The organism is Kitasatospora sp. NPDC127116 (assembly GCF_042677365.1).
In the GTDB taxonomy this organism is placed as follows: domain Bacteria; phylum Actinomycetota; class Actinomycetes; order Streptomycetales; family Streptomycetaceae; genus Kitasatospora; species Kitasatospora lactacystinica.
In genome coordinates this window covers 1-15,605 of the sequence record NZ_JBHXTL010000062.1, presented here as the reverse complement: position 1 = coordinate 15,605, position 15,605 = coordinate 1, and the positions used below count along the sequence as shown (strand labels likewise).

The following is a 15,605-nucleotide window of genomic DNA, read 5'->3' as shown; positions in this document are numbered from 1 at the left end:
TGCTCGCACACCCCCGCGGGACGGGTCACCGCGCGAGGTGCGGATCCGGGCGAACCGGCCCCGCGGCGGGCCGCCGGACGCCAGGATGGTTCCCATGATCCTTCGCCCGGTCAGGGACACCGCCGCGGACGCGGAGGCCGTCCAGGAGCTCGCCGACGCCGCGTTCGCCGACGCCTCCCCGGCCGCGGCGGCGCCGGGGCCGACGCCGCTGCGACTGGCCCGGACCAGACACCTGGCGCGCACCGATCCCGGCGGCTGCTGGCTGGCGGAGAGCGCCGGCGAGCCGGTCGGGGCGGTGCTGTCGATCCGCCGGGAGGGCCTGTGGGCGCCGTCGCTGTACGCCGTCCGGCCGTCCGCGCAGGGCAGGGGCGTCGGGCGGCTGCTGCTGGAACGGGCGGCGGCGCACTCCCGGGGCTGTCTGCGCGGGATGGTCTGCGCGGCGGACTCCCCGGCGGCGGCCCGCCGCTACCGGCTGGCCGGCTTCACCCTGCACCCGGCGATGCGGCTGGCCGGGCGGGTGGACCGGGAGGGGCTGCTCGACCCGGGGGACATCCCGGTGCACCGCGGCAACGCCACCCACCTGCACCTGCTGGACTCGGTGGACCGGCGGCTGCGCGGGTCCGCGCACGGGCCGGACCACGAGCTGATGCTGGGCCACTTCGAGGAGCTGCTGATCGCCGACGCGCTGGCCGGCAGCGGCTACTGCTACCGGGACGGCGGCGTGGTGCGGCTGCTCGCGGCCACCAGCAAGCGGATCGCCGCCCGGCTGCTGCGCGAGGCGCTGTCCCGGGTGCCGGAGGGGACCGAGGCGCGGGTGGAGCACCTGACCGCGGAGCAGGAGTGGGCGCTGGACGTCGGGCTGGAGGTCGGGCTGACGCCGCGGGCCGCAGGCTTCGTCGGGGTCCGCGGGATGCGGCCGCCGGCGCCGTACCTGCCGAGCGGGGCGTTCCTGTAGGGCGCGGGCACGCGTACGGCCCCGCCGGGACTGCCGACGGGGCCGTGACGGGAGCGGGCTCAGGCCATGGTGTCCAGGATCTCCCGGACCATCTCCATGGTGGTGCCCGGGTGCAGGAAGGCGAACCGGGCGACGGTCTCGCCGTCCCAGCCGGTGGGGGTGACGAAGCCGATCTGGTCCGCGAGCAGCTGCTGCGACCAGCGGTAGTAGTCGTCGTTGGTCCAGCCCTTGCGCTTGAAGCAGACCGCCGAGAGCTGCGGGTCGAACAGCAGCTCCAGGTGCTCGTTCTCGCGGATCAGCTGCGCGGTCTCGCGGGCCAGGGTGAGGCCGGCCTCGATGGCGTCGGTGTAGGCCTGGACGCCGTGCACGGCCAGCGAGAACCAGAGCGGCAGGCCGCGGGCGCGCCGGGTCAGGTGGTAGGCGTAGTCGGTGGGGTTCCACTCGTCGCCCTCGGTGTGCAGGACGTCCAGGTAGGAGGCGTCCTGGGTGTGCACGGCGCGGGCGAGCTGCGGGTTGCGGTAGATCAGCGCGGCGCAGTCGAAGGGGGCGAACAGCCACTTGTGCGGGTCGACCACGAAGGAGTCGGCGTGCTCGATGCCCTCGTAGCGCTCCCGCACCGAGGGGGCGAACAGGCCCGCGCCGCCGTAGGCGCCGTCCACGTGGAACCACAGGTCGCGCTCGCGGGCGACCTCGGCCAGGCCCTTGAGGTCGTCGACGATGCCCTCGTTGGTGGTGCCGGCGGTGCCGACGACGCCGATCACCGTCTCCGGGTTCGGGTCGGCGGCCAGGGCGGCGCGCAGCGCCTCGCCGGTGAACCTGCGGTCGACGGTCGGGACCTTGAAGGCCTCGACGCCGATGATGTTGAAGGTGTTCTTGACCGAGGAGTGCACCTGGTCGGCGACGGCTATCCGCAGCCGCGCCTCCGGTCCGACGCCCAGTCGGCGGCGGGCGGTGTCGCGGGCGACCACCAGGGCGGAGAGGTTGCCCGCCGAGCCGCCGGAGACGAAGGTGCCGCCGGCCGACTGGGGCAGGCCCGCGCGGTCGGCGATCAGGCGCAGCACCTGGTTCTCGGCGGCGATCGCGCCGGCCGCCTCCAGCCAGGAGATGCCCTGCAGGGAGGCGCAGGAGACGACCATGTCGAACAGCAGCGCGGCCTTGGTCGGGGCGCACGGGATGAAGGACAGGTAGCGCGGGCTGTCGGCGGAGATGACCGCCCGGGACAGCTCGTGGTCGTACAGCTTGAGCACGTCGACCGGGTTGTTGCCGTCCTGGTTCAGCAGGCCGGACAGCTGGGCGCGCAGGTGCTCGCCGTCCCCGGGGTGGTCGAGCGGGACGGGGTCGTACTGCAGCCGCTCCCGCATGTAGTCGAAAACCAGGTCGACCAGTTCGTTGTCGGGCCGGTGCATGCGGTCGGGTGCTGCGGACACGGCTGTCCCTCTCGGCGTGGGGTGTCGGGGGGCGTCCGACCGGCGGGACGCCTCACCGCGACGACCGGACGTGATCAGCGTAGGCAGCACGAGCGCCTCACCGCGCGTCGGAACGCGGCTGGTCAGGCAGGTTTCGGGCGTCTTCGGGCCGGTCCGCGCAGGATTCCTGCGTGGGGGCCGGGAAGGTCGCGTCCGGTGGGTCCCGGCGGGCCCGGCGACGGCCCGCGGGACACCGCCCGGGTCACCCGATGAGCTGGGAGAGGACCACCGAGGAGCGGCTGCGCTGGACTCCGGGCTCGCGCCGGATGCGCTCGATGACGGCCTCCAGGTGGCGCATGTCGGCGGCCCGCAGGTGCACCAGGGCGTCCGGGTCGCCGGTGACCGTCCAGGCGGCGATCACCTCGGGGAACTGCCGCAGGCTGGCGAGGATCTCCTCGGGGGCGGTGCGCTCGCGGCAGTAGACCTCGACGAAGGCCTCGGTCTGCCAGCCCAGCACGGACGGGTCGAGCACCACGGTGAAGCCCCGCACCACGCCGCGCGCCCGCAGCCGGTCGATCCGCCGGCGCACGGCGGTGGCGGAGAGGTTCACCTGCAGGCCGATCTCGGCGTACGAGGCACGGCCGTCGCTGCCGAGCCGGGCGAGCAGGAGCCGGTCGGTCTCGTCCAGGTCGGCCCCGACCACCTCGTGCGCTCGGCTGCTGGTCATGGGTGCGGGGCTCCACGGGTCGTACGGGGGTCGGTGGGGCGCTCCGGCGGCGGGCTGCCACTGCCGAAACGGTTCGTCACCATTCTGGCGGATGACCTGGACGAGTTCACCGCCGAAGGATGACGGGCCGGAGGCCGTCACGGAACGAGCAGCACGATCTTCCCCCGGGTGCGGCCCTCGGCGCTGAGCGCCTGGGCGGAGGCGGCCTGGGCCAGCGGGAAGGTCGAGGCGACGGTGACCGTCAGCCGGCCGTCGTCGGCGATCGCGGCCAGCTCGGCGAGGTCGCCGGCGTCCGGGCGGACCCAGACGTACCGGCCGCCGAGCGCCTTGACCCCGAAGTCGGTGGTCGAGGCGATCCGGCCCGGGTCGGCCACCAGGCCGGCCGAGACCTGGACGGCACCGTGGCCGACCAGGTCGAGGGCCGCGTCCACCCCGTCGGGGGCGAGCGCGCGGACCCGGTCGGCCAGGCCCTCGCCGTACACCACCGGCTCGGCGCCGAGGCCCCGCAGGAAGTCGTGGTTGCGCTCGGCCGCGGTGCCGATCACCCGGGCGCCGAAGGCCCGGGCCAGCTGCACCGCCAGGTGGCCCACCCCGCCCGCGGCGGCGTGCACCAGGACGGTCTCCCCCTCGGCGAGGCGCAGCGCCCGCAGGCCCTGCAGGGCGGTGAGCCCGGCCAGCGGCAGGCCGCCGGACTGCGCCCAGTCCAGCACGGCCGGCTTGCGGGCCAGGGTGCGGACCGGGGCGGAGACCAGCTCGGCGTAGGTGCCGTGCTCGACGGCGTCCTTGCGGACGTAGCCGTAGACCTCGTCGCCCGGGGCGAACTCGGTGATCCCGCCGCCGACAGCGCGCACCACGCCGGCCAGGTCCCAGCCCATGACCAGCGGGAAGTGCGCGTCGAGGATGCCGTCCAGGGCGCCGTCCCGGACCTTCCAGTCCACCGGGTTCACCCCGGCCGCCCGGACCTCGACCAGGACGGAGTCGGGTCCGACCTTGGGGTCGGGCAGGTCGGTGTACTCGACCACCTCGGGGCCGCCGTAGCGGTTGATCGCGATTGCTTTCATGGCTCAGCCATACCCGTGGGCTTCGAAGTATCGATTCGGCCACGCCGGACTGCCCCGAATCGGCTATCGGGCTCCGCCGGGGGTCCGTTTCGGCGAGCGGTTCTCGTCACATCGACAGGATGGCCATCGTCACTCTGACGCTAAGCGGTTAGAATAGATAGCGTCAGTTAGACGAAAAGGCCCCACCGCTAGCTCGGCCGCACAGAAGGGCACCCGCCCGTGACCACCACCATCACCGAGACCCACGGCGTCGACCCCACTCCGACGCCGCTCGCTCTGCTGCTGCTCGGCCGCGAGGCCGATCCGAACAGCGAGCGCGGCGTCGAATGCCCCGGTGACCTCCCCCCGGCCTCCGACCCGAACCTCGTCGAGCGCGCCCGCGCGGCCAAGGCCGCGCTCGGCGACCGCGTCTTCATCCTCGGCCACCACTACCAGCGCGACGAGGTGATCGAGTTCGCCGACGTCACCGGCGACTCCTTCAAGCTCGCCCGCGACGCGGCGGCCCGCCCCGAGGCCGAGTACATCGTCTTCTGCGGCGTGCACTTCATGGCCGAGTCCGCGGACATCCTCACCAGCGAGCGGCAGCAGGTCGTCCTGCCGGACCTCGCGGCCGGCTGCTCGATGGCCGACATGGCCACCGCCGAGCAGGTCGCCGAGTGCTGGGACGTGCTGACCGACGCCGGCATAGCCGACGTCACCGTCCCGGTCTCGTACATGAACTCCTCCGCCGACATCAAGGCCTTCACCGGCCGGCACGGCGGCCTCATCTGCACCTCCTCCAACGCCAAGCGCGCCCTGGAGTGGGCCTTCGAGCAGGGCCAGAAGGTCCTGTTCCTGCCCGACCAGCACCTCGGCCGCAACACCGCGGTGCGGGACATGGGCTTCTCGCTGGACGACTGCGTCGTCTACAACCCGCACCGGCCGAACGGCGGCCTGACCGCCGAGCAGCTGCGGGACGCGAAGATGATCCTCTGGCGCGGCCACTGCTCGGTGCACGGCCGGTTCAGCCTGGACTCGGTGAACGACGTCCGCGAGCGGATCCCCGGCGTGAACGTCCTGGTGCACCCCGAGTGCAAGCACGAGGTCGTCGCGGCCGCCGACATGGTGGGCTCGACCGAGTACATCATCAAGGCGCTGGACGCCGCCGAGCCCGGCTCCAAGTGGGCCATCGGCACCGAGCTGAACCTCGTCCGCCGCCTGGCCAAGGCGCACCCGGACAAGGAGGTCGTCTTCCTGGACCGCGCGGTCTGCTTCTGCTCCACCATGAACCGGATCGACCTGCCGCACCTGGTGTGGGCACTGGAGTCGCTGGTCGAGGGCCGGGTGCCGAACGTGATCACCGTCGACCCGGAGACCGAGAAGCACGCCAAGGCGGCCCTGGACCGGATGCTGGCCCTGCCGTAGCCCGTCCCGCGGACAACGGCGAAGGGCGGGCCCCCTCCCACCGGAGGGGGCCCGCCCTTTCGTCTGGCAGCAGCCGCTGGCGCTACTCGGGGAAGCCCGGGATCACGCCCTCGCCGTCGGCCATCAGCAGCTCGCGGACCTCGTCGATCGTCGCGTCGGCGCTCGGCAGGATCAGCTCGGACGGCTCCAGCGAATCCAGCGGCACCGGGGTGCCGTACTGCTTCACCGCGTCGATGAGCTTGCCGTAGGCCTGGCGGAAGAGCGTCTCGTCCCCCGAATCCACCGCAGTGACGAGCTCGGCGTCGAGCTCGTTGAGCAGGCTCAGGTGGTCGTCGCCCACCTCGTACTGCCCCTCACCCATGACCCTCATGATCATGCCGTGCGTCTCCCTGGTTCGTGGGTCGAGCTCAGATCACTTGTTGTAATTGATGCGCGGGGTGTCCTGCTGCGGCTGCGGCTGGGCGTCCTGCTTGCCCTGCTCGATCGCGGCGGGGCCGGTCGAGGAGGGGCCGGACAGCTCGGCCTTCATCCGGGCCAGCTCCAGCTCGACGTCGGAACCGCCGGCCACCCGCTCCAGCTCGGCCTCGATGTCGTCCTTGCGGCCGAGACCGCTCGCGTCGTCGAGCGCGCCCGAGGCGAGCAGCTCGTCGATCGCACCGGCCCGGGCCTGCATCTGGGCCGTCTTGTCCTCGGCACGCTGGATCGCCAGGCCGACGTCGCCCATCTCCTCCGAGATCCCGGAGAAGGACTCGGCGATGCGGGTCTGCGCCTGGGCGGCCGTGTACGTCGCCTTGATGGTCTCCTTCTTGGTGCGGAAGGCGTCCACCTTGGCCTGAAGTCGCTGGGAGGCGAGCGTGAGCTTCTCCTCCTCGGCCTGGAGCTGCTGGTACTGCGTCTCCAGGTCGGTGATCTGCGACTGCATGCTGGCCTTGCGGGTCAGCGCCTCGCGGGCGAGGTCCTCGCGGCCGAGCGACAGCGCCTTGCGGCCCTGGTCCTCGTACTTGGCGGACTGCTGCTGCAGCTGCGTCAGCTGGAGTTCGAGCCGCTTGCGCGAGGTCGCGACGTCCGCGACACCACGCCGTACCTTCTGCAGCAGTTCGAGCTGCTTCTGGTAGGAGTAGTCGAGCGTCTCACGGGGATCCTCCGCCCGATCCAAGGCCTTGTTCGCCTTGGAGCGGAAGATCAACCCCATACGCTTCATGATTCCGTCGCTCATGGGCCTCGGGTGCCCCCTTCTCCGGCCTGCGGTCTTTATCTCGTTACCAGACACGACGAGTGTATGTGCAGCGAGCCCGTCGCCGCAGTGCACCTGCCTGCAACAAGACTGCTACAGGGACCAGTGGCGTTTCCTCCTCCCCCGGGTGGATCCGCCCCTCATACCCCCCATCGTCCATCCGACTGATCCCCTACGGGAAGGCCCCGGGAAACCCGCTTCGGACGGCGACCTGGCGGTATCGATATGCGTTTGGGTCCGAGGGCACCCGTGGAAGCCGCGTCGCACCCCGTACGCTGGTGGTGTGTTCCGACGCCGTTCAGATGATGCCGCCGCCTCCGCCACCGTGCTGGAGAAGCAGGACGAGACGACCCAGGCCCGCGATCCGCAGGCCAAGAAGGGCCGCCCCACCCCCAAGCGCAGTGAGGCCGAGGCCAACCGGCGTACCCGGGTGACCGTGCCCAAGGACCGCAAGGAGGCCGCCCGTCAAGGGCGCGAGCGGATGCGCACCGAGCGCGAGAAGCAGCGCCAGGCCCTGATGAACGGCGACGAGCGCCACCTGCCGGCCCGTGACAAGGGCCCGGTGCGCAAGTTCGCCCGCGACTACGTGGACTCCCGCTGGTCGCTCGCCGAGTTCTTCCTGCCGGCCGCCGTGGTCATCCTGGTGCTCAGCATCGTCAAGGTGCCGACGCTCCAGCTGCTCTCCACCCTGCTGTTCCTGCTGTTCTTCGTGCTCGTGATCCTGGACTTCGTCCGCCTCGGCTTCGGCCTGCGCAAGCAGCTCGCCGAGCGCTTCGCCGGGCAGAACACCCGCGGCGCCGTCGCGTACGGCATCATGCGCACCCTCCAGATGCGCCGGCTGCGCCTGCCCAAGCCGCAGGTGCGGCGCGGGGAGAAGCCCTGACCGCCGAACCGGTCGACTCCGGCTGGGCCCCCCCGTCCTGGGAGGGGCCCGGCCTCTACGCGCTTCCGGGGCAGGGGGACGGCGGCCACGACCGTCTCGCCCAGGAGCGCAGGCTGCCCTCGCGCAGCGGGTCCTTCGCGGGCGGCACCGGCGCCTGGCTGGACCGGCTCGGCGGGCTGCGCAACTTCGTCCGCCAGGAGCTCGTCGCCCGCCAGCTCGCCGAGCAGCTCGCCGGGCGCAGCGCGCAGCGGGTGCTCGACATCGGCTGCGGCCAGGGCACCCAGGCCCTGCGGCTGGCCCGGGCCGGCCACTACGTCACCGGGATCGACTCGGACCCGGTCGCGCTCGGCGTCGCCCAGGGGGCGCTCGCCGAGGAGCCGCCGGAGGTCCGCGGCCGGATGCAGCTGCTCAGCGGCGACGGCCACCAGTGCGGGCGCTGGTTCGGCCCGCGCAGCTTCGACGTGGTGCTCTGCCACGGCGTGCTGATGTACCTGCCCGACCCCGATCCGATGATCGCCTCGCTGGCCCGGCTGCTGGCCCCCGGCGGATTGCTCTCGCTGCTGGTCCGCAACCGCGACGCGCTCGCCCTGCGGCCGGCCGCCGCCGGGGACTGGCGGGCCGCCCTGCACGCCTTCGAGAGCGACCGGTACTACAACCGGCTCGGGCTGGCCGCGCGGGCCGACCGGCTCGGCGACCTCACCGTCACCCTCTCCGAGGTGTCGGTGCCGCTGCGGCACTGGTACGGCGTGCGGGTCTTCACCGACAACGCCCCGGACGACGCGGCCCCGCCGGTGGACGGGCGGCAGCTGGCCCAGCTCCTGGAAGCCGAGTACCGGGCCGGCCGCACCGACCCGTACCGGCAGGTCGCCGCGCTCCTGCACGTGATCGGGGCGAAGTAGCCCGGGGCTGGGCCGATCCGGGCGAAGCCGGAGCGGATCCGGGGCGGAGCAGCCGCCGGGCGACCGCCCCACCCCGTCGGGCCTACTCCTCGCGCAGGCTCATCGCATAGACGACGCGGTCGTCGTCCAGCAGCACCGCGGTGTCCACACCGTCCTCCGCGAGCTGCTTCCAGGTCTCCCCGATCCAGGTCTCGGCGTCTCCCTGGCCCGCGAACTCCTCCTGGCCGCCGCCGGGCGTCACCGCGCTGCCGTCCGCCTTCTCGTACCGCCACGTCCAGACCATGCCGGCTCCTCCCACTGACCACGCTGCCTGTGTTGCTGCGCACCATAGCCTGCCCGGCCCGATCTTCCGTATGCCTGGTCCGGCGGCCCGGTCCGGCAGGATGGGCGGCATGGCGACCCCCTCCGAGCCCACCCGTCCCCCGCTGCCCCGCACCCTGCTGCTCGGCGGCGCCCGCTCCGGCAAGTCCACCCGCGCCGAACAGCTGCTCGCCGACCACCCGGACGTCCTGTACGTGGCCACCGGCGGCACCCGGGACGGCGACGCCGAGTGGGCCCAGCGGGTCGCGCTGCACCGGGAGCGCCGCCCGTCGAGCTGGCGCACCGCCGAGACCTGCGACCTGGAGACCGTGCTGGCCGACCCCACCGACCCGGCCCCGGTGCTGGTCGACTGCCTGGCGCTGTGGCTGACCTCCGTCATGGACGAGTGCGACGCCTGGGACGACGAGGTCTGGGCGGACCGGGGCGAAAGCGCGGTCCAGCGCCGCTGCGAGGCGCTGGCACGCGCCTGGGCGGCCACCGGGCGCACGGTCGTCGCGGTGAGCAACGAGGTCGGCATGGGCGTCGTCCCCGCCACCGCCGCGGGCCGCCGCTTCCGCGACACCCTGGGCCGGCTCAACATGGCCGTGGCGGACGCCTCGGAGCGGGTCCTGCTGGTCGTGGCCGGGCAGGTGCTGACCGTCAAGCCAGCCGCAGGCTGAACACCTTCGGCGTGTAGCCTTCCGGACGATGGACACGACCGTGGATCTCGATACGTTCTCCTCTCTCGTCGAGCGCCCCGACGAGAGCGCCCGGCGGGCCGCCGACGAGCGCTGGCAGGCGGCCGACCGCCCGCGCGGCGGGCTCGGCAAGCTGGAGGAGCTGGGCAGTTGGCTGGCCTCCGTGCAGGGGCGCTCCCCGGTGCGGCCGATCTCCGCTCCCAAGGTGCTGCTGTTCGCCGCCGACCACGGCGTCGCGGCGCTCGGGGTGTCCCGGATGCCCGCCGAGGGCGGCACCGCGGCCCGGGTGCGGGCCGTGCTCGACGGCAGCGCGCCGGTGTCCCGGCTGGCCGCGCGCTACGGCGCCCGGGTGCGGGTCGTCGACGTCGCGGTGGACGCCGACCCGGCCGACTTCCCGGACGAGGTGGTCACCCACCGGATCCGGCGCGGCTCCGGGCGGATCGACGTCGAGGACGCGCTCACCGCGCAGGAGACCGTCCGGGCGTTCCGGGCCGGCATGGCCGTCGCCGACGAGGAGGCCGACGCCGGCACCGACCTGGTGCTGCTCGGCGACCTCGGGGTCGGCGCCACCACGGTGGCCGGCGTGCTGGTCGGCGCGCTCTGCGGGACGGACGCGGCGGCGGTGACCGGGCGCGGCTCCGGGATCGACGACCGGGTGTGGATGGTCAAGTGCGCCACGATCCGGGACTCGCTGCGGCGGGCCCGGCCGGTGCTCGGCGACCAGCTCGCGCTGCTCGGCGCCACCGGCGGGGCCGACTTCGCGGCGATCACCGGCTTCCTGCTCCAGGCGGCCGTGCGGCGGCTGCCGGTGGTGCTGGACGGTGTGGTCTCGGCGGCCTGTGCGCTGGTCGCGCAGCGGATCGCCTTCCGGGCACCCGAGTGGTGGCGGGCCGGGCAGTCCAGCGGCGAGCCGGCCCAGGCGAAGGCGTACGACCGGCTGACCCTGACGCCGTTGCAGGACCAGGGCATCACCATGGGCGAGGGCTTCGGCGCGCTGCTGGCGCTGCCCCTGCTCCAGGCCGCGGGGGACGTGCTCGCGGACGAGGCTCCGAAGCCGTTCGTGCCGATGGCGCCGAGCGCGCCGAAGGAGCAGCCGAGGCTGCCCTCGGCGGCGGACCTGCTGCGGAAGCTGTAGCGAACCGGCCCGCGCCCCCGGCCGACGGCACGACAACCCGGGAACGCCCCTGCCAGGGGCGTTCCCGCCGTGAGAGGAACGTGTTCATGGCCAGCGGCACCGATCGGGCCACCTGGGCCGACGGCCTGCGGTTCGGGTTCGGGACGCTGTCCGTACTGCGGGTGCGGGTGGAACGGTGGGACCGGGCGGCGGCGGCCCGGGCGATGCTGACGGCTCCGCTGGTCGGGCTGGTGCTGGGCGCGCTGGCCGCCACGGCCGGGGCCCTGGTGGCCTGGCGGGCGGGCGGGCCGCTCGGCGCGGTGACCGCGGTGGGAGTGCTCGCCGGGCTGACCCGGGGACTCCACCTGGACGGCCTGGCGGACGTCGCCGACGGACTCGGCAGCGGCAAGCCGGCCGAGGACGCGCTGCGCATCATGAAGCAGTCCGACATCGGTCCGTTCGGCGTGCTGACCCTGGTGCTCGTCCTGCTCGCCCAGGTGGCCGCGCTGGCCGGACAGTTCGCCCACTCCCCGCTGCGCGGCGCGCTCGCGGTGCTCGCCTCGGCGACGGCCGCGCGGTGCGCGCTCGCCTGGGGCTGCCTGCGGTCGGTGCCGGCCGCCCGGCCGGGCGGGCTGGGGGCGATGGTGGCGGGCACCGTGGCGCCCGTCGGAGCCGCCGCCGCGACGGCCGTCGCGGCGCTCGCCCTGGCCGCGGCGGGACTGTCCGACGGATGGTCAGCCCTCCGTCTCCCGCTGGCCGTTGCGCTCGGCACGGGCTGCGCCCGACTGCTGCTCGGACGGTGTGTGCGCAGGTTCGGCGGGATCACCGGTGACGTGCTCGGCGCGATGGCCGAAACCGCCGCGACCGCCTCGCTGTTCGCCCTGGCGTTGCTCGGCTGATACCGGGCGGCGCGTGATCCCAGCATGCGGACTACCATGCGTGGAGCACCGCAGCCCTGCACCGTGGCAGGTCCTGCCCGCCCGGCGCGCACCGAGGAGCCGGGGCCTCTGGTGTGCGCGGCCGCCTCGGACGGACGCGCGCGCCAGGGGGCCCGGACCCCGGAGGCCCGCCGGCGGACGGCCTGCGACGGCGGGCTGCGCCGGTGCGGCAGCCTCGCCGTGGCCGGCCGTGGACCGCGAAAGAACAGGACGCATTACGTGACTGCATTGTCTGTGAGCACCTCCTCCGCCGCCTCGCTGCGCGCGGACGCCCTGGTGATCGGTGTCGCGAAGGGCCCGAAGGGCATCGTGCTGGCCCCCGGCGCCGAGGCCGTCAACGAGGCGTTCGAGGGCAAGCTGACCGAGGTCCTCAGCACCCTGGGCGCGACCGGCGCCGAGGGCGAGGCCGTCAAGGTCCCCTCCCCCGCCGGCCTGAAGGCCGCGCTCGTGCTCGCGGTCGGCCTGGGCGAGGCCGCCGAGGACGGCTACCAGCTGGAGGCGCTGCGCCGCGCCGCCGGTGTCGCCGCCCGTACGCTGGCCGGCGCCAAGAAGGCCGCGCTGGCCCTGCCCGCCGAGTCCGCCGCCGACATCGAGGCGGTCGCGCTGGGCGGCCTGCTCGGCTCGTACGCCTTCGGCACGTACAAGGCCAACGGCAACGGCAAGGAGCCGGTCGGCGAGCTGGTCCTGCTGGCCGCCCGCAAGGGCAGCAAGGACGCCAAGGCCGCCGTGGAGCGCGCCGCCGCGGTCGGCGAGGAGATGAACCGGGCCCGCGACCTGGTCAACACCGCGCCGAACGACCTGAACCCGAAGAGCTTCGCCGCGATCGCCCAGGCGGCCGGCAAGGAGCACGGCCTCAAGGTCGAGGTGCTGGACGAGAAGGCGCTGACCAAGGGCGGCTTCGGCGGCCTGCTGGGCGTCGGCGTCGGCTCCGAGAACCCGCCCCGCCTGGTGAAGGTGGCCTACACCCACCCGAAGGCCAAGGCCACCCTGGCGTTCGTCGGCAAGGGCATCACCTACGACTCGGGCGGCATCTCGCTGAAGCCGGCCGGCCACAACGAGACCATGAAGTGCGACATGGCCGGCGCCGCCGCCGTGTTCGCCGCCGTGGTGGCCGCCAAGCGCCTGGGCCTGGCCGTCAACGTGACGGGCTGGCTGGCGCTGGCCGAGAACATGCCGTCCGGCTCCGCCACCCGCCCGGGTGACGTGCTGAAGATGTACGGCGGCAAGACCGTCGAGGTCCTGAACACGGACGCCGAGGGCCGCCTGGTGCTGGCCGACGCGATCGTGCGGGCCGGCGAGGAGAACCCGGACGTCATCGTCGACGTGGCCACCCTGACCGGCGCCATGGTGCTGGCCCTGGGCAACCGCACCTTCGGCGTGATGGCCAACGGCGACGAGCTGCGCGAGGAGCTGCACGTCCTGGCCGGCGAGGCGGGCGAGCAGTCCTGGCCGATGCCGCTGCCGGCGGACCTGCGCAAGGGCTTCACCGAGTCGACCATCGCCGACCTGGCCAACATGGGCGAGCGGATGGGCGGCGGCCTGGTGGCCGGCCTGTTCCTGAAGGAGTTCGTGGCCGAGGGCATCGACTGGGCGCACCTGGACATCGCCGGTCCGGCGTTCCACGAGGGCGCGCCGTACGGCTACACCCCGAAGGGCGGCACCGCGAGCGCGGTGCGCACCCTGGTCCGCTTCGCCGAGCAGAGGGCGAACGGCAAGGCCTGATCCAGGCATGCCCTGAACCAGGCACCCCCCGGACCCGGGGCGCCCCCTGGTCCAGGACCCGCTGCGACGGGGCCCGGCGCGTGTGCGCCGGGCCCCGCCGTCGTTCCGGCCCGGTTACCTGCGAGTAGGACCGGTGGCCGTGGCGCACCTCTGTTCGCTGCGGGCGAAACTTTGTTCCGCAGTACGGAAGAAGCTGTGGCGGGCAACGCGGAAGACGCCCGTCCGGCGGCTGTCAACACCGCGCTGAGCTGCGATGATGCCCTTCCGTCGGGGGTGTTCGCGCCCCGGTGACCGCTCCGTGGGACACCCCTGGGGCGGACCCGGACATCAGCCACCGTGAACAAGTGCGAAGATGTATTTCCGGCACGACTGGGCGCCCCACAAAGGCTTCCGACCCACCGGACCGCGACCGGCCCGGCGACCCACCCCATGCATGGAGGACGTGACGTGGCGAACGACGCCAGCACCGTTTTCGACGTTGTCATTCTCGGAGGCGGAAGCGGCGGTTACGCCGCGGCGCTCCGCGCCGCTCAGCTGGGCCTGAGCGTCGCCCTGGTCGAGAAGGGTGAGCTGGGCGGCACCTGCCTGCACCGCGGCTGCATCCCGACCAAGGCGCTCCTGCACGCCGCGGAGATCGCGGACGAGACGAAGGAGGCCGCCGAGTTCGGCGTTCTGGCCACCTTCCAGGGCATCGACATCAACGGCGTCCACAAGTACAAGGACGACGTCATCGCCGGCCTGTACAAGGGCCTCCAGGGCCTGGTGGCCTCCCGCAAGGTCACCTTCATCCAGGGCGAGGGCAAGCTCTCCTCGCAGACCTCGGTGGACGTCAACGGCCAGCGCATCGAGGGCCGCCACATCGTCCTGGCCACCGGCTCCGTGCCGCGCTCGATCCCGGGCCTGGAGATCGACGGCAACCGCGTGATCTCCTCCGACCACGCCCTGAAGCTCGGCTTCATCCCGAAGTCGGCCGTCATCCTCGGCGGCGGCGTCATCGGCGTCGAGTTCGCCTCGGTCTGGAAGTCCTTCGGCGTCGAGGTCACCATCGTCGAGGCGCTGCCGCACCTCGTCCCGCTGGAGGACGAGAACTCCTCCAAGCTGCTGGAGCGCGCGTTCCGCAAGCGCGGCATCAAGTTCGAGCTGAAGGCCCGCTTCTCGGGCGTCGAGTACACCGAGACCGGTGTCCGCGTCTCCACCGAGAACGGCAAGCAGATCGACGCCGACCTGCTGCTCGTCGCCATCGGCCGCGGCCCGGTCTCCTCCGGCCTCGGCTACGAGGAGAACGGCGTCGCGATGGACCGCGGCTACGTCCTGGTCGACGAGTACATGCGCACCAACGTGCCCACCATCTCCGCCGTCGGCGACCTCGCCCCGACCCTCCAGCTGGCCCACGTCGGCTTCGCCGAGGGCATCCTGGTCGCCGAGCGCCTGGCCGGCCTCAAGCCGGTGCCGATCGACTACGACGGCGTTCCGCGCGTGACCTACTCCAACCCCGAGGTGGCCTCCGTCGGCATCTCCGAGGCCAAGGCCGTCGAGCTGTACGGCAAGGAGAAGGTCGTCACCCTGAAGTACAACCTGGCCGGCAACGGCAAGAGCAAGATCCTGAAGACCGCCGGCGAGATCAAGCTCGTCCAGGTCAAGGACGGCGCCGTGGTCGGCGTCCACATGGTCGGCGCCCGCATGGGCGAGCAGGTCGGAGAGGCCCAGCTGATCTACAACTGGGAGGCCCTCCCGGCCGAGGTCGCGCAGCTCATCCACGCGCACCCGACCCAGTCCGAGGCCCTGGGCGAGGCGCACCTGGCGCTGGCCGGCAAGCCGCTGCACGCGCACGACTGATCACGCCCCACCCCCTTTCCCGGTACTTCCCGTACGCAAGTACTTCCCGTACGCAAGACTTGATAGGAGTCGCTGAAACCATGGCGGTCTCAGTAACACTGCCCGCGCTGGGCGAGAGCGTTTCCGAGGGCACCGTCACCCGCTGGCTGAAGGCCGAGGGTGAGCGTGTCGAGGTCGACGAGCCGCTGCTGGAGGTGTCGACCGACAAGGTCGACACCGAGATCCCGGCCCCGGCCTCCGGCATCCTGGCCTCGATCAAGGTCGCCGAGGACGAGACCGTCGAGGTGGGCGCCGAGCTGGCGATCATCGACGACGGCTCGGGCGCCCCGGTCGCCGCCGCGGCCCCCGCCGTCGAGGCCGCGCCCGTCGCCGCCCCGGCCCCGGTCGCCGCTCCGGTCGCCGCTGCCCCGGCCGCCCCGGCCCCGGTC

General features: G+C 73.2%; 16 protein-coding genes. 10 read left to right on the top strand and 6 right to left on the bottom strand.

Annotation, left to right across the window (positions count from 1 at the left end; translation table 11 throughout):
* Positions 1–94: 94 nt before the first annotated feature.
* Positions 95–955: a GNAT family N-acetyltransferase gene (locus ACFVHV_RS23760; protein ID WP_359897037.1), complete on the top strand. Its 861-nt coding sequence runs from the start codon at positions 95–97 to the stop codon at positions 953–955.
* A 59-nt stretch (positions 956–1,014) separates the two neighbouring features.
* Here ACFVHV_RS23760 and ACFVHV_RS23755 read toward each other — a convergent pair whose 3' ends face one another.
* From ACFVHV_RS23755 to ACFVHV_RS23745, 3 genes are all read right to left on the bottom strand, one after another.
* On the bottom strand, positions 1,015–2,382 hold the full coding sequence (locus ACFVHV_RS23755) for a pyridoxal-dependent decarboxylase (protein ID WP_359897036.1): 1,368 nt from the start codon (positions 2,380–2,382) through the stop codon (positions 1,015–1,017).
* A 241-nt stretch (positions 2,383–2,623) separates the two neighbouring features.
* Positions 2,624–3,088 carry an Lrp/AsnC family transcriptional regulator gene (locus ACFVHV_RS23750; RefSeq protein WP_359897033.1) on the bottom strand — a complete coding sequence of 155 codons (465 nt, stop codon included), beginning with the start codon at positions 3,086–3,088 and terminating at the stop codon, positions 2,624–2,626.
* Positions 3,089–3,225: 137 nt separating this feature from the next.
* A complete protein-coding gene (locus tag ACFVHV_RS23745) occupies positions 3,226–4,149 on the bottom strand; it encodes an NADP-dependent oxidoreductase (protein WP_380353210.1) in 924 nt (307 codons plus the stop codon).
* A gap of 219 nt (positions 4,150–4,368) precedes the next feature.
* Here ACFVHV_RS23745 and nadA point away from each other — a divergent pair, with 219 nt between their 5' ends.
* Positions 4,369–5,553 carry a quinolinate synthase NadA gene (gene nadA, locus ACFVHV_RS23740; RefSeq protein ID WP_380353208.1) on the top strand — a complete coding sequence of 395 codons (1,185 nt, stop codon included), beginning with the start codon at positions 4,369–4,371 and terminating at the stop codon, positions 5,551–5,553.
* An 82-nt stretch (positions 5,554–5,635) separates the two neighbouring features.
* On the opposite strand, the gene ACFVHV_RS23735 is transcribed toward nadA, so the two are convergent.
* On the bottom strand, positions 5,636–5,929 hold the full coding sequence (locus tag ACFVHV_RS23735; RefSeq protein ID WP_359897028.1) for a hypothetical protein: 294 nt from the start codon (positions 5,927–5,929) through the stop codon (positions 5,636–5,638).
* 36 nt (positions 5,930–5,965) lie between these two features.
* Positions 5,966–6,754, bottom strand: a complete 789-nt coding sequence (locus ACFVHV_RS23730; protein WP_359897138.1) for a PspA/IM30 family protein — start codon at positions 6,752–6,754, stop codon at positions 5,966–5,968.
* Positions 6,755–7,070: 316 nt separating this feature from the next.
* Here ACFVHV_RS23730 and ACFVHV_RS23725 point away from each other — a divergent pair, with 316 nt between their 5' ends.
* Both ACFVHV_RS23725 and ACFVHV_RS23720 read left to right on the top strand, forming a co-directional pair.
* Positions 7,071–7,670: a DUF3043 domain-containing protein gene (locus tag ACFVHV_RS23725; protein ID WP_359897026.1), complete on the top strand. Its 600-nt coding sequence runs from the start codon at positions 7,071–7,073 to the stop codon at positions 7,668–7,670.
* A 158-nt stretch (positions 7,671–7,828) separates the two neighbouring features.
* Positions 7,829–8,569, top strand: coding sequence for a methyltransferase domain-containing protein (locus ACFVHV_RS23720; protein WP_359897136.1), 741 nt, complete (start codon positions 7,829–7,831; stop codon positions 8,567–8,569).
* An 82-nt stretch (positions 8,570–8,651) separates the two neighbouring features.
* Here ACFVHV_RS23720 and ACFVHV_RS23715 read toward each other — a convergent pair whose 3' ends face one another.
* Positions 8,652–8,852 (bottom strand): hypothetical protein, encoded by a 201-nt coding sequence (locus ACFVHV_RS23715; protein WP_359897024.1) that lies wholly within the window; start codon positions 8,850–8,852, stop codon positions 8,652–8,654.
* Positions 8,853–8,961: 109 nt separating this feature from the next.
* Between ACFVHV_RS23715 and cobU the strand changes: the two genes are divergently transcribed.
* The 6 genes from cobU to ACFVHV_RS23685 form a co-directional block, all read left to right on the top strand.
* A complete protein-coding gene (gene cobU / locus ACFVHV_RS23710; protein WP_380353207.1) occupies positions 8,962–9,549 on the top strand; it encodes a bifunctional adenosylcobinamide kinase/adenosylcobinamide-phosphate guanylyltransferase in 588 nt (195 codons plus the stop codon).
* 28 nt (positions 9,550–9,577) lie between these two features.
* The gene (locus ACFVHV_RS23705; protein WP_380353205.1) at positions 9,578–10,702 is read left to right on the top strand and encodes a nicotinate-nucleotide--dimethylbenzimidazole phosphoribosyltransferase; all 1,125 of its coding nucleotides are present in this window, start codon (positions 9,578–9,580) and stop codon (positions 10,700–10,702) included.
* A gap of 86 nt (positions 10,703–10,788) precedes the next feature.
* On the top strand, positions 10,789–11,580 hold the full coding sequence (locus tag ACFVHV_RS23700) for an adenosylcobinamide-GDP ribazoletransferase (protein WP_359897020.1): 792 nt from the start codon (positions 10,789–10,791) through the stop codon (positions 11,578–11,580).
* A gap of 258 nt (positions 11,581–11,838) precedes the next feature.
* A complete protein-coding gene (locus tag ACFVHV_RS23695; RefSeq protein ID WP_359897019.1) occupies positions 11,839–13,341 on the top strand; it encodes a leucyl aminopeptidase in 1,503 nt (500 codons plus the stop codon).
* 429 nt (positions 13,342–13,770) lie between these two features.
* Positions 13,771–15,177, top strand: coding sequence for a dihydrolipoyl dehydrogenase (gene lpdA, locus ACFVHV_RS23690; protein WP_359897017.1), 1,407 nt, complete (start codon positions 13,771–13,773; stop codon positions 15,175–15,177).
* Positions 15,178–15,257: 80 nt separating this feature from the next.
* A partial coding sequence (locus ACFVHV_RS23685) for a biotin/lipoyl-containing protein (RefSeq protein ID WP_380353202.1) occupies positions 15,258–15,605 on the top strand: 348 nt, incomplete at its 3' end.